Here is a 13,123-nt window from a genome sequence, read left to right as displayed (position 1 = left end):
CGCAACGCCGCTCTTTGCCGCCGTGCGAATTGTCGCGGCCGTCGTTGAACCCGTGCGTCCGGTGTGCTTGCCGAACTCCAGTTCGATCCACGTCGGCGCATGGTCGCTCGCATGCGGCTCGCCGCGCACCCAGGTGTCGACGCCTGCATTGCGCAATCCGGCCGCCACCTGTTCGCTCAGCAGCAGATGATCGATGCGCAGCCCCGAATTGGTGTCCCAATGCCGCCGGAAATAATCCCAGAAGGTAAACACTTTCTGATCGGGAAAGCGGCTGCGCAGCGCATCGGTCCATCCCTGTTCGAGCAGCCGCGCGTAGCATGCGCGGCTTTCCGGCTGCAGCAGCGCATCCTTTAACCACGAGCGCGGGTTGTAGATGTCGAAATCGGTCGGCACGACGTTATAGTCGCCTGCGAGGACGACCGGGTGGCCGCTGTCATGAAGCGTCTGCGCATAAGCGATCAGGCGTTCGAACCAGGCGAGCTTGTAGTCGAACTTCGGACCCGGCTGCGGATTGCCGTTGGGCAGATACAGGCAGCCGACCAGCAGCCCGTCGACGGCCGCCTCGATATACCGGCTGTGCGTATCGGCGTCGCCGCCGGGCAGGCCGCGCCGCGTTTCGGTCGGCGTCGTGCCTTTGGCCAGAATGGCGACGCCGTTCCACGCCGTCTGTCCGTGCCAGATGGCGCCATAACCCGCCTCGCGCAACGCGTCCGCGGGAAACGCGTCGTCGGACGCCTTGAGTTCCTGCAGGCAGGCGATATCGGGCTGCTCGCGTTCCAGCCAGTGCAGCAGCGAGGGCAGGCGCGAGCGTATGCCGTTGATGTTGAAGGTGGCGAGCTTCATATGGGCGCGGATTCGCAAACGCCATGCCCGCGCGAACGGGCCGGCGTGAAGGGAGGCGGGCGGCGCTACGCTGCACGCGCCATCGCACAAGACGGCGACGCGCAGCGCCCGGCCGATGAGCGATGAATCCCGCCAGAAAAAATGCGGCTACGGTCGCGTCGCGGCCATGCCGGGTTCCGGCTCGACGTGGAGCTCGCGCGCGCTGGTCGGACGTTGATAAAGAAAGCCCTGACCGAACGGAATGCCGAGTTCGCGCAACGCCGCATGCTGGGCCTCGCTCTCGACGCCTTCCGCGATGATTTCCATGCCGTAATGTTTCGCGACCGCGGCGATCGCCCTGATCAGCGCCGCGCCGCCTCGATCGACCTGGCGCACGAACTGGCCGTCGATCTTCACATAGTCGAACGGAAAACGGCCGAGCAGATCGAGGTTGCTGTGCTGCGTGCCGAAGTCGTCGATCGCGAACTGCACGCCGCGTGCCTTCAGCACATCGAAAATGGCTTGCGTGCGCGGCTGTTTTTCCAGCAGGAAACGCTCGGTGAGTTCGAGCACCAGCGTGACGCCGGGCGGCAGCGTGTCGTTGACGGCGAGCACGTCCGCGACGAAGTCCTTGCGCTGCAAGTCGAGCGGCGCGATGTTCACGGCGACGCGCAACGGCCGGATCGTGGTTTTCTGCGCGATGTCGGCGGCGGCGGAGTGCAGCGCGAAACGGGTGACGCGCGAAATCAGCGGACTGCGTTCGACCTGCGCCATGAATACCGATGGGCTGACCGAGCCCCAGCGCGGATGGGTCCAGCGGATCAGCGCTTCGACGCCGACGATTTGCCGCGTCGCGATCTCGACCACCGGCTGATAGACCACATGCAGTTGCCCAAGCCGCAGGCCGCGCCGGACGGCGGCCAGCAACTGCCGATGCGGCGCCAGCGCGAGCAGCGCAAGCGCCACGATCAGCAGATCGAAGAGGATCGCGAGTGCGCCGAACAGCAGGCCGTAGCGCCAGTGCATTTCGGTTGCGAGCGTCGCGGACGCGAGCACGGCCACCGAAAACGGCCATTGCGTCGAATACACGCGGGTGCCGACGTCGGTCGGAGTCTTGATCGACGGGACGAAGTCGCCCTTGTCGGTCAGCACGCCGGAGCCCGGCATCGACAGAATGACCTGCTGCGCGCCGTAACGAATGCCGTGCGCGAGCGTGTCGGTGACATAGACGCCTTCGATGGTGTATTCGACGCCCTTGCCGTCGCCGGAAGGCTCGTACATCGAAATGACCGGCGTGCCGGGTTGGAACGGTGTTCCGGCCAGCAGGTTGACGATCACGCCGTGCGAGCCGGGCGTGCCGCGCGGCACGTACGAGGCGAGCGGCATGCTCAATGGGCCGAGCGCGGATGAGCAGTAGAGCTGATGGTGATCGACGAGATTGATGCCGCGCACGTATTGCACGTACGTTTCCAGTTCGGCAAGGGGCAGCGCGATGTCCCGGCAGTTTTGCCCGACCATTTCGAGCAGTGCGTCGCGGCGCTGCGTGCGCACGTTGGTCAGCATGCGGTCGAGCGACTCGACCATGTCGTGACCGATCAGGCTTTCACGCGCCTCGACTTCGTGGTCCGCATACCGTTCGCCCCACAGCACGGCGCCGGTTGTGACAGCGGCGCAGCAGAGCGCGGCAATGGCAAGCGTCAGCCGCGGCGCGAAACTGCGCCGGGCGCCTGCCGGGCCGTGCAGAGCCGAAAGTTTCCCCCCAGCGGAATTCGACGGATCGTACATGAGCGCTTGACGAGAAGGCTTGGCCCGCACCTGTCACGGCGGGCCGTTGTCCGTTGAGTGGAGACGACGCGGTATTGTACCCGCGCAAGCTGACGGCTAGACCGCGATGTACCGCTTCGACAACAGCGCGACAGGATGGGAAGGATCCGGTCGGTGCGGCGTCCGGATGGATGAGGGTGGAGCGCCGGTTCGATGACGCGGCAGCGTGCCGCTGACGGCGCGTGCCAGGGCCGGTGCCTGTGCTGGACCGGCGGCAGGACGAACCGCTCGACGAATGGCCAGCGAATGGCTTAACGAGCGGGTCGACAAACAAAGCGCGGGCCGCCGGCCGGCTACCCGCGCTTCACCCGCACGCGCCGATCTCGCCGCACGCGGTGCAGAAGTCGCAGCCGTCCTTGCGGATCACCGCGTTGGCGCCGCATGTGCCGCACTTGCGCCCATGCATCGTCGGCGACGCGTGCAACGCGGGTTCGTCTTGCGACGCATCGTCCGATGCCGTGCTTTGCCAGGCGTCGTTCAGGTTGGCTGAAATAGGCAGCAGCATGGCGTGCGAACGCGGCATGCGCGCAAGCACGCGTGACGGCACCTGATTGCCTTCGGCATCGAGAAAACCTCGGCGGTGCAGGATCTGCTGCAACGCATACGCGAGCGCCGCGACCTCCGAATCGTGCCAGCGCGGCGAGCGTGTGCCGTCGAGCCGCTGCACGTCGCCGAGGCGCACCTGGCCGCGGTCCCACGACACCTTGCGCAAGTCCTGCAGATTGCGCGCGACGAAGCCGCCGCGCGCGGCGAGCGACAGCGAACGCATCGTCGCGGTGATCCATTGCTGCGACTCGTCGCGCTGCCCGGCCGGGATAAAGAACTCGATGGGCCGCTCGATCGTCACGTCTTCGCCGCCGATGCGGCCGGTCACCTGCATGAACGAGACCGCGAGGTAGAGCGACTTCTTGCCGGCCTGCGTCAGGTACTCGACCTTTTCGATGATCGCCGGCATCTCGCCCTTCGGCCGATGATCGATCGCGATCCGCAACGGGTCGAGATCGGTTTCGGCGAGCGCATCGGCCGGTTGCGGCGTGTCGACGCTCAGCACGGCGCCGAGCGTTTCATTCGGGCGGTAGGTTGCGAGGCCTTTGAGGCCGCCTTTCCACGCGTCGAAGTACAGGCTTTCGAATGCCTCGAACGGGTAATCGGCCGGCACGTTGACGGTTTTCGAAATCGACGTGTCGATATACGGCTGCACCGCGGCCATCATGTCGAGGTGATCGCGCGCGGACATCTCGAGTGCGCTGACGAAGTAATCGGGCAGCCGTTCGACGTCGCCGCCGAGTTCGCGATACAGACGGTACGCGTGGTCTTCGACCGAAAACGATGCGCGGCTGCCGTCGGCCATCACTTTCATCCGCGAGTAGGTCCATGAGAACGCCGGTTCGATGCCGTTCGATGCGTTGTCCGCGAACGCGAGGCTCACGGTGCCGGTTGGCGCGATCGACAGCAGATGGCTGTTGCGGATGCCGTGCTTGCGGATCGCGTCCTTCACGTCGTCGGGCAGGCGCGACGCGAAGGTGCCGGCTTCGAGATATTGCGCCGCGTTGAAGAGCGGGAACGCGCCGCGCTCGCGCGCCAGCTCCACCGACGCGCGATACGCTTCGTCGCGCATCAGGCGCGCGACCTGCGCGGCGAATTCGCGGCCCGGCGCCGAGTCGTAGCGCAGGCCGAGCATCACGAGCGTGTCGCCCAGACCGGTGAAGCCGACGCCGATGCGCCGTTTCGCGCGCGACTCGTCGTATTGCTCGGGAAGCGGCCACAGCGTGACGTCGAGCACGTCGTCGAGAAAACGCACCTGGATGCGCGTGCTGCGCGCGAGCGCGTCCCAGTCGAACGACGGCGTGCCGCCTTTCATCTGCGCGAACGGATCGGTCACGAAGCGGGTCAGATTGAGCGGCCCGAGATTGCAGCAGCCGTATGCCGGCAACGGCTGTTCGCCGCACGGATTGGTGGCGCGGATCCGTTCGACCGCGCGCAGGTTGTTGTCGTCGTTCATCCGCGACATGAACACGATGCCGGGTTCGGCGACATCGTAGGTCGAGCGCATGATTCTGTTCCAGATGTCGCGCGCACGGTGTTCGCTGTACACCCACAGGCCGTCTTCGCGCTGGCGCAGGTCGCCCGCCGCGCGCATCGACGGCGACGGCTCCGCGCGGTGCACGAGCGGCCACGGCAAGTCGTTCTCGACTGCCTGCATGAATTCGTCGGTGACGGCCACCGAAACGTTGAAGTTGTTCCAGCGGCCCTTCGAATGCTTCGCTTCGATAAATTCGATCAGATCCGGATGCGTGCAGTCGAGCACCGCCATCTGCGCGCCGCGCCGCGAGCCGGCGCTTTCGACCGTGCGGCACGAAGCGTCGAATACGTCGATATAGCTGCACGGGCCGGAGGCCGACGAACTCGTCGTGTGCACGCGCGCGCCGTGTGGGCGGATCGCCGAGAAGTTGTAGCCGACGCCGCCGCCGCGGCGCATCGTCTCAGCCGCTTGCAGCAACGCGACGTAGATGCCGGGCAGGCCGTCGTCGTCGACGTGCTGGATGCTGTCGCCGACCGGCTGCACGAAACAGTTGATCAGCGTGGCCGCGATATCGGCGCCCGCCGCGCTCATGATGCGGCCGGCGCCGAGCGCGCCATGCCGCAGGTTGTCGACGAAGCGTGCCTCGACTTCCGCGCGCAAGGCTTCGGGCTCCGCCATCGCGACGCCGCGTGCGACGCGTCGATAGACGTCGTCGGCGGTGCGTTCATCGCCTTTCGCATATTTCTCGAGCAGCACATCGAGCGAAAACTGCTGGGGCGCAATGGCGTGCGCAAACGGGGGGAGGTCGTTGTCGGTGTCGGCCATGGGCAGTCTCCAAGCGCGGACGGGCTGGGCGGCGGGTGCGGGCGCGATTGCCGCTGCGTACGGCGGGGCGGCAGCGGCGCGATGAAGCTCACAGTATCGCAGACAAGGGGCCACTGCAATTGGGGCTGTTCGGAAGGCGAGCCGCTGGTGCGGTCGTGGGACTGGAATGCAGCGCGGAAATTGCGGCGGATCAATGGCCGGGCTTGAGGAATTCAAGCCGCGATTGTGCAGGTATGTTTGACAGGTCCGTTACCGGTGTTTACCTGGTGCGAAGCGAGTTTATGTCGATGGAGCAGATGCATTACAACCTGCTGTTTCGCCAGTTTGTCTGGCCGGCGATCGAGGACACCGCGCGGGACCACTCGGTATTTTCGAAGAACCGCGACTGCCTGCAGAAACATGGTGCGGTCGCAGCGTTCTTCATTTCGTGAGCGATTGCGAGACTCGCGATGTGATGCCGCATGTTGCCCGCAACCATGATTGCTACGGCGGTCGTGCGATCGATGGTCACACGACGTCATGTCAGCGCATCGCTCCGTTCACGTCGGTTATCACCGACATCACCTCGAGACTGTGAACTATTGTCAAAGCCAATGGAAATCGGATTTTTCATCTGGCGGTTTTCGAGGGAATCAGTTAGGTTCGTTGCTCTGTCATAAAAAGGAATGCTCACGACGTTCCATATTGAGCGACTCGGCACAATGCGACATATTCGATCTTGCCGAGCGGAGACGCTGCGGTTTTCCGGTCACGACAGATTCGAGCGAGACGGACTGCTCATGCGCTTCACACGCGCCGCGGCCTGAGTGAGGTTGCCGACGCGTCCGCCTTTCATCTCGCGTGCCTGTTTGCAACGGCAATGCTTTATCGCAGTCGCCTGTTCGCGATGCGGACGAGCACTTTGCGAATGGTTCGACATAGAAGTATAGAAGATCATCCAGATGTCCAGTTCAGACTCGAAGCGCAGCACGTTGCGCAATTCAAAAGATCCGATATTCGCCATGCCGATGCCAGCGGACAGCGGCGCCATGCTGATCTGCAAGGTGCCGGTCAAGCGACCGCTGCCCTGCATCGTGATAGCGATTCACGGTGTCAACGACGATGGGCAGTTTTTCCCCGTCCTCGATCGGCATATCTGCGAGGGCTTGAAGAAACGACTTGGGCGCGATGACCTGTTTCCGCACGAGTGGGAAACCTGGACGCCGGAGAGCAAGGTGCCATTGCTCGAGCCGGCGTCAGCGTCGGCGTGTTTGACACGGATCGCGGAGGAAGGCCGTTCCCCGCTGATTCCGTTTCACTGGGGCTATCGGCCCGTTGATCACCCAACCTACCAGCAGGACCAGCAGCGCTATCTGGCTCAGCTTGATGCGCACAATCGCAATCCGGATCTGCCCTACAGCACGTATTACCGGGAACAGCAGGCCAGGTTCAAGAACCGGGACAACCTCGGCAACTGGCTGGACGAGGCGCAAGCGAAGGAAGGCGGCCCATTCGCAAATGCGACGACAAATCTTGTCGACATGTGGGGGCCCGGTGCGAACGGGGCGTTATTCGATGCCGCCGCAATGGGCAAGAGAACGTTCGGCGATACGTCGAGTCCGATGTATCCCAGTCCGCATCGCATCTATTACGTGCACGCAGCGCGGCGGCTGGCGGATCTGATTATCCAGATTCGACAGCATGAGCACGTGGGTCCCGACACGATCAACATCATCGCGCACAGCCAGGGCACAGAGATCGCCATGCTGGCGAATTTTCTGGTGAGCGAGGCCACGCTGCGTCCAGCCGACTGCGTGATCATGTGCAACTCGCCGTATGGCCTCGATCCGACGCAGATGGAACTGCGTCTGCCTGGCAAGCACCAGTCGCGCGAGGCAAGGGTTCAAACGCTGGCGAATTTCGTCAGGCTGATGTACGAGAACCGGCGCCCGGCGAGTCCAGAGCGTGTGGTGGCCACCGCGGTGGCGAAGCGTGCGGCGTGGGATAACCCGGATCACGCTCGGGACAACTTCGGTCACGTGTACAACTATTTCTGTCCGCAGGACACGGTGGTGTCCTTGCCGAACATTCAGGGTATTGGCTGGCAAGGCGTGGACGCCGAGGCGAAACAGGCAATCGACGATGTGGTCAAGGCGCCCGGTTTCTTCCAGCGGGTGTTCTCTGACGGGCATGTGGTCGGGAAAGGACCGGAGACGTTTCGGTTCGGTGGGTCAGGAGAAGCTCTGGTCGCGGGGATGTTCACGGGCCGAGACAGGAGCAGAGAGATTGACGGTCCGAAATTGCCCGAGACGTACATCTTCCATACGCAGTCGAATGACCCGCCACATGCGGACCATCTCGGCGAGCATCTCGCGGGAACCGCGCTCGCTCAGGAAGGCGGCGAGAAGCTATTGAGGCTGGTGGATGTGCGTACGGGAACCGAATCGGTTCCCGTAGTGGCCTATCCGGCCAGAGGCCCGGAGGCCAATACGTCGCAGGTGCAGACGCAACTTGCGGCTACCGGCTACAGGAACCCATTGCTCAAGGCTTGGTACGTGGGCATTCCCGCCTCCGGTTCGCAGCAATATCTTGTTGAGCGCTATGAGACGTCGGATGAAGCCGTAGCGCGACTTGGAAAGAGAACAGCGACATGGAGCCAGCATTCGGCCATCACGCTGCATACCGAAACGATAGAGAAATGTATGGCCTATGACCTGGCAATCGGGCTGTGTGCGGCCTTCGACAATGACAAGCTGTGGTGGGACCTGTTGCGTCGCGCGGACTGGCGCAGCCCGAAGAATCCCGACCAGGCTGCGAAGACGTATTACACGAGCGGGATTTTGCCGCCTGAAATCAAGCTGCGGATGAGCAAGCCGGGTCTGCCGAAAGACGTGGTCAGCAAGGTCGTGACGGCCAGCGGGGACATAGTGGGCGACCTCCTGCATGCGCTGCCGGGCAGTGCACTGATCGAGGCATGGGAAGCGGCGACGACGCCTGTCGGTGGCACGGGGTTGTGGCCGCTACCGCAACCGGACGTGAGGGGCTGAAATGGGAGAACCTCTCTGGTCAGCCGTGTGGTGGCTGGTTCCGCTCTGGAGCACGTGTCTGATTGTGTGCATCGCCACGAGAGTGCGAAAGCGCGCACGGGGCGGACGTTGGGCCATGATCCTGGCATTGCTGGCGGTCATTGCCGCAATCCCGTTGTTTCCGGCTCTGGCGGCCCAGCGTATCCAGGCACCGCCGAGCCAGGTGGTGTACCGGTTTGACGATCACCGCTGGCTGGAACTGACGGGCTGGATGTGCGAAGGGGCATTGACCTTTGTGGATGCGAAACAGGGCATTCGGACGGTGGCTGCCCCCCAGTTCTACCGGATCGTGTTCTTCCCGTATATCCACCCGTCGGAACGCTACATTGCGATTCCGCTTGAGGATCTCGTCATGCTGGTCTCGCGCGATGGCGGTCGAACATTCGGGCCTGATGCATATATTCACGTGGCGGATGATAGCCCTCACAATCACACGATTCCGACTGCTGACGCAATCAAACGGTTTGTAGTGACCGACGACCGTGGCTATCTCGAAACAAAGGACGGGCGGGTAATACAGAGTTCGCTTCCAATAGGCGAGTATTGGGGTGGCCAGTATATTGATTACCTGGCACCGGGAGATGTTCGTCTGAATTACTACGACCGTCCGGAGTTTCGGGACATGAAGAGCAAGGTGCCGGAGGTTAAGAACTACACGGGCTGGACGCATATGAAATGCGATCCGAACGTCGGGGTTGTACCGCCGAAAACGAGCCTTGCCGGGATACCGGGACTGATCTATTCGGCAGAGGCGTACACGATTGGCGCACCGGTATACTTCGCATGGCGTTTATACAGACGCGGGCACAAGTTGGCCGACGATCAATCGGGCAATCAGTGAACGGTCGCCTGCAAGCGACGACGTACCGTGTGGGTCGGTTGTCCGCCGACCAAAACCGATGCGCGACGGTCGCTGACCGTCGCGCATCGTTCACTCCGCATGCAAGCAGAAGGAAGCACGCGAAGCATCGCTTCCCACGTCGCGTTTACTGCTGCGCATGCTGTGCCGCATCCTCGATCACCGCCGCCACCTGCTGCGGCCGCGATTCATAAACCGAGTGGCTGGCGCCGGGAATCACGGTCGTGTGGCTATGGGCGCGCGCGTAATACCACCGCTCCAGGTCCGGGTTGATGATCTTGTCGTCGCCGGCCACGATGCCCCAGCTCGGCTTCGATGTCCAGGCGGCGGCGGTCAACGGCGTCGTAAAGACTTTGGCCGCGGTCAGCATCTGCGCATGGGCCTCGAACCGGGCCTGTTTGATCGGCAAATCCGCGGCGAAGTCCTTCGGAAAATCTGCAGGGTTCAGGTACGTATACCCGTCGCCGGTCTTTTCGATCGCACCGGCTTGCTGCGCCGTAAAGCTCGGCGTGCCTTTGCCGAGCGCGCCTTCGTCTTCGCCGACGTTCGGTGCATGCGCGGCCACATACACGAGTCCGACCACGTTCGGATGCACACCGGCTTCCGTGATGATCGAACCGCCGTAGCTATGGCCGACCAGAATCGTCGGCCCGTTCTGCAGATCGAGCACGCGTCTGGTTGCGCTCACATCGTCTTCGAGAGAGGTCAGCGGTTCCTGGACGAGCGTCACGTGATAACCGTCCTTCTTCAGAATGTCGTAGACAGGTTGCCAGCCTGAGCCGTCGACCCACGCGCCATGCACCAGCACGATATTTTTGACCGGGCCCCTGGCCGGTTGGGCATCTTGCGCGTTTGCCGCGGTCGATGCAAACAGACAGGCGGACAGCGCGACAACCGATGCCGCGAAAGAAGAAAGCTTCATGAGTCAATCCGTTTCAGAAAAGATGGGATGGCAGAGATAGAGCCACCGCAAGCGCACAGTTCGAGAGTCGGGTCAACGCATGAAGAAGGGGGACCTGTGCCGTGCGCAACGCACAGGACCCCTCGCATCGCATGCTCAGCTGCCGAAGTAGATATTGCAGAAGCTGACCGGCCCGACGCAGTTCGAATGCATCGGCGCACGCATCTTCGTGCCCGACGCCGACGTGCCTTGCGCGACACCACCGTAGGCGCTGTCGTTGCGCGTCGCGGCTTTAGCTTCCGCAGCCTGGATATCGGCCGGGTAGTAGACGTTTTCGCCGGCCGACGGGCTGTACCCCGCCTGTTCGACGCTGATCAGATCGGCGCGTACTTCCGCACGGGTAACGGGATCGTTCGTTTGCGCGTAGCTGGCAACCGGGCCCGCAAGCAGGCCAACCGCGAGAATCGCGGCGAGAGTGAACTTGTTCATGAGTGGTACTCCTAAAAAAAGATGAATGAGAAAACGGAAGTCAGCAACCGGGACGGCGAAAGCATGTTCAATTCGATCATCGGAAATGGGTTCGCACCTCTGTGCCGACTCGGTGTTGCTTGCACATTCGCGCTACTGCATTTGCGATGGGTTGAACTGTAGTTTTGGCGCGCAGATGCGTAAAGAGATACGCGCGACCGCTTCAACGGGACGTTCGTCGAACCGGTCGATACCTTCGGATAGAGGAAAAGAGGGCGGCGCCGCCGCGCATGCGGTGACCTATACCAACGGATAACCGGCAGGGTCCGCGACTATTCGTTCGCACAACGCACCTGGACTACCGGACATTCACGAATATGGGAACAGCGGGCGCCCGCAGGTGATAGCAGGCAATGCGCCGGCCGCGTCATGCGGCGCGCGGCACACCCGCTCACTGAATAACGACTTCCTCGGCAATGCCGAAATGCGCCATATAGCCGCGATATCGTTCGCGCTCTTCCTCGGGCCGCAGGCCGAAGTCCGCGAACGGGTAGACGTTCTTGCCGTATCCGCCAGTCGGCTTGCGGTCGATCTGCTCCTGTAGCCGTGCGCGGAACGCCGGCGTGAACTCGAGCTCGAAGTGATCGTAAATCTGCCGTATCGTGTCGAGCGGCGCCGCGGTGAGCGTCTTGTAGTGCACGTGGAATACGTGCTGTCCAGGCCACAGGCCGTCGGTGTCGGCCGCGACGATCTGTTGTGCGCCATACGCCCAGTCGGCACTGATTTGCGCTCCGATCACATCCTTGTCGATGTGCTTTGCAAACGGCCGTCGCAGCACTTCCGTCAATCTCGCGACCGACGGCAGCACCTTCAGCGGATCGCGATGCGTGAAGATCACGCGCGCATCCGGGTAGACCTCGCGCAGCGCGTCCATCGCGAACACGTGGTCTGGAGACTTCAGCACGCAGCGCGTCGCGCGCGTGTCTTGCAGATGCTGCAAGAACCGCCGGTGCGTGCGATGTCCCTGCGCGTGTCCGGCCTGTTTGACCCAGCGCTTGTACGACGGCACGTGGTAGATCGTCTCGAAGCGCAGGCTGCGGAAGCTATGGGCGGTGAACTCGGTGCACTCCTGCGGCGTCAGCGCATTGAACGGATGGACGTCGCGCAATTCCGGCGCGAGCCGGTGAAAAAAATCGAACTGTCGCTGCACCTTGCGCGGTCCGGCGTGGCGCCCGGCGGCAGGGTGATCCGGGTACGGGTAGATGGCTTGCCAGCAACGCGGCGCGAAGCTCGTCTCGTCTTCGGCGAGCAGCGAGTGGAGAAACGACGAGCCGCTGCGTGGCATGCCGAGCACGAAGATCGGCTGCGTGACCGGCCGCTGCAGGATGGCCGGGTCCGCGAGTTCGCGGTCGCGCAGAATCAGCAGATTGGTCAGCAGCCGCAGGATGTCCCAATGCGTCGACACGCGGCCGAACAGGTTGAGATCGGCTTCCTCGTGGACCGCCCGCTGCAACTGGGCCAATGCGTCTTCGATCGGCTCAGGACCGAAATCGTGCAGTCGCGTCTTCGCGCGCGCACTCGACAGCAGTTCCGCCGCGGACAGCGGGGCATGGCTCGATGCGAGCCGCGCGATGCCATGCGTGTTGTTTATCCATTCCTTGAACACGGTACCCTCCCGCATCCTGCCGGTTTGACCTGTCGAGTGTTTCGGGACTGGTTATGCAAGTCGCTTGCAATCGTCGCGCGTCGGCTGGGCTCGGTCTGCAATCATGTCGATTGGAGCCGCGTCGCTTGACGTGCAGCATCGCGATCCATTCTAGTGCATCGATTGGTTGCGCTTCGATATCAGGCGAAATCGCTTGTGCGACGCGGCTCGCGGTGGCGAACGGTGCGCGCGGAAAGGGAGCGGCAGGCCGTGCATGGCCGGCTCGATGCGAATGGTGTGTAGGGATTCGTGGCCGCAAAGGCGGCCGTGCAGGTTGTCTTGCCGGCGCGGCGCAGGTGCTACACATCTATCCGCTGTGCGGAGCGGTCAAGCGTACGACCGGTTCGGGTACCGGGCGCCGCCCGCGGAAGTGACATCGCGAATCGGTATGGGGAGCCACGCGTATCGGCGCCGTGCATGCACACATCACGAGCGTGAGGGTGTCAGCCGGTGCATCTTGCGTGCACCTCGGCGCATTGGCCGCACCGCAAACGCCAGCGATGACCGGCCACCGGCGTTGCGCACCGCGCCGGTCATTTGCCTGATGGCATGCTGCGCGAAGACGATGCGTGGTGACCGGAATGCGAGCGCCGCGATGCAGGCCGTCTCCGGTAATGAACGGTAATGAACC

8 protein-coding genes and 2 pseudogenes are annotated in these 13,123 nt (G+C 63.1%); 3 read left to right on the top strand and 7 right to left on the bottom strand.

The window, feature by feature from the left end; translation table 11 throughout:
- Window positions 1-69: 69 nt before the first annotated feature.
- The 3 genes and pseudogenes from HV675_RS16790 to HV675_RS16780 form a co-directional block, all read right to left on the bottom strand.
- Window positions 70-843: pseudogene (locus tag HV675_RS16790) on the bottom strand (exodeoxyribonuclease III); the annotation flags it as partial.
- A 147-nt stretch (window positions 844-990) separates the two neighbouring features.
- The gene (locus HV675_RS16785) at window positions 991-2,607 is read right to left on the bottom strand and encodes an EAL domain-containing protein (RefSeq protein WP_175112053.1); all 1,617 of its coding nucleotides are present in this window, start codon (window positions 2,605-2,607) and stop codon (window positions 991-993) included.
- Between the two features lie 343 nt (window positions 2,608-2,950).
- Window positions 2,951-5,494, bottom strand: a complete 2,544-nt coding sequence (locus tag HV675_RS16780) for an adenosylcobalamin-dependent ribonucleoside-diphosphate reductase (RefSeq protein ID WP_175112052.1) — start codon at window positions 5,492-5,494, stop codon at window positions 2,951-2,953.
- 260 nt (window positions 5,495-5,754) lie between these two features.
- Between HV675_RS16780 and HV675_RS16775 the strand changes: the two are divergent.
- Window positions 5,755-5,916, top strand: a pseudogene (locus HV675_RS16775) (IS5/IS1182 family transposase); the annotation flags it as partial.
- Between the two features lie 326 nt (window positions 5,917-6,242).
- Here HV675_RS16775 and HV675_RS16770 read toward each other — a convergent pair.
- Entirely contained in the window at window positions 6,243-6,524 is a 282-nt protein-coding gene (locus tag HV675_RS16770; protein ID WP_175112051.1) for a hypothetical protein, read from the bottom strand.
- On the opposite strand from HV675_RS16770, the gene HV675_RS16765 reads away from it, so the two are divergent.
- Window positions 6,523-8,520 (top strand): T6SS effector phospholipase Tle3 domain-containing protein, encoded by a 1,998-nt coding sequence (locus tag HV675_RS16765; protein WP_175112050.1) that lies wholly within the window; start codon window positions 6,523-6,525, stop codon window positions 8,518-8,520. The genes HV675_RS16770 and HV675_RS16765 overlap by 2 nt on opposite strands.
- A 115-nt stretch (window positions 8,521-8,635) precedes the next feature.
- Window positions 8,636-9,400: a T6SS immunity protein Tli3 family protein gene (locus HV675_RS16760; protein WP_175112049.1), complete on the top strand. Its 765-nt coding sequence runs from the start codon at window positions 8,636-8,638 to the stop codon at window positions 9,398-9,400.
- 145 nt (window positions 9,401-9,545) lie between these two features.
- Here the strand turns inward: HV675_RS16760 and HV675_RS16755 are convergent, their stop codons facing one another.
- The 3 genes from HV675_RS16755 to HV675_RS16745 all read right to left on the bottom strand — a co-directional run bounded on the left by HV675_RS16755 (window position 9,546) and on the right by HV675_RS16745 (window position 12,453).
- Window positions 9,546-10,340 carry an alpha/beta hydrolase gene (locus HV675_RS16755; protein ID WP_175112048.1) on the bottom strand — a complete coding sequence of 265 codons (795 nt, stop codon included), beginning with the start codon at window positions 10,338-10,340 and terminating at the stop codon, window positions 9,546-9,548.
- 135 nt (window positions 10,341-10,475) lie between these two features.
- A complete protein-coding gene (locus HV675_RS16750; protein WP_175112047.1) occupies window positions 10,476-10,808 on the bottom strand; it encodes a DUF4148 domain-containing protein in 333 nt (110 codons plus the stop codon).
- A gap of 430 nt (window positions 10,809-11,238) precedes the next feature.
- A complete protein-coding gene (locus tag HV675_RS16745; RefSeq protein ID WP_175112046.1) occupies window positions 11,239-12,453 on the bottom strand; it encodes a sulfotransferase family protein in 1,215 nt (404 codons plus the stop codon).
- Between the last annotated feature and the right edge of the window lie 670 nt (window positions 12,454-13,123).

Origin of the sequence: Paraburkholderia solisilvae (genome assembly GCF_902859875.1) — a bacterium.
In the GTDB taxonomy this organism is placed as follows: Bacteria; Pseudomonadota; Gammaproteobacteria; order Burkholderiales; family Burkholderiaceae; genus Paraburkholderia; species Paraburkholderia solisilvae.
Note: the sequence above shows the minus strand (reverse complement) of the source record. Positions and strands in the feature narration are given on the sequence as shown.

Bases quoted from the DNA above. Each gene is read 5' to 3' on its own strand.
- HV675_RS16760 (WP_175112049.1), top strand. From the start codon at position 8,636: ATGATCCTGGCATTGCTGGCGGTCATTGCCGCAATCCCGTTGTTTCCG.
- HV675_RS16750 (WP_175112047.1), bottom strand. From the start codon at position 10,808: ATGAACAAGTTCACTCTCGCCGCGATTCTCGCGGTTGGCCTGCTTGCG.
- HV675_RS16785 (WP_175112053.1), bottom strand. From the start codon at position 2,607: ATGTACGATCCGTCGAATTCCGCTGGGGGGAAACTTTCGGCTCTGCAC.
- HV675_RS16780 (WP_175112052.1), bottom strand. From the start codon at position 5,494: ATGGCCGACACCGACAACGACCTCCCCCCGTTTGCGCACGCCATTGCG.
- HV675_RS16770 (WP_175112051.1), bottom strand. From the start codon at position 6,524: ATGGCGCCGCTGTCCGCTGGCATCGGCATGGCGAATATCGGATCTTTT.
- HV675_RS16765 (WP_175112050.1), top strand. From the start codon at position 6,523: ATGCTGATCTGCAAGGTGCCGGTCAAGCGACCGCTGCCCTGCATCGTG.
- HV675_RS16755 (WP_175112048.1), bottom strand. From the start codon at position 10,340: ATGAAGCTTTCTTCTTTCGCGGCATCGGTTGTCGCGCTGTCCGCCTGT.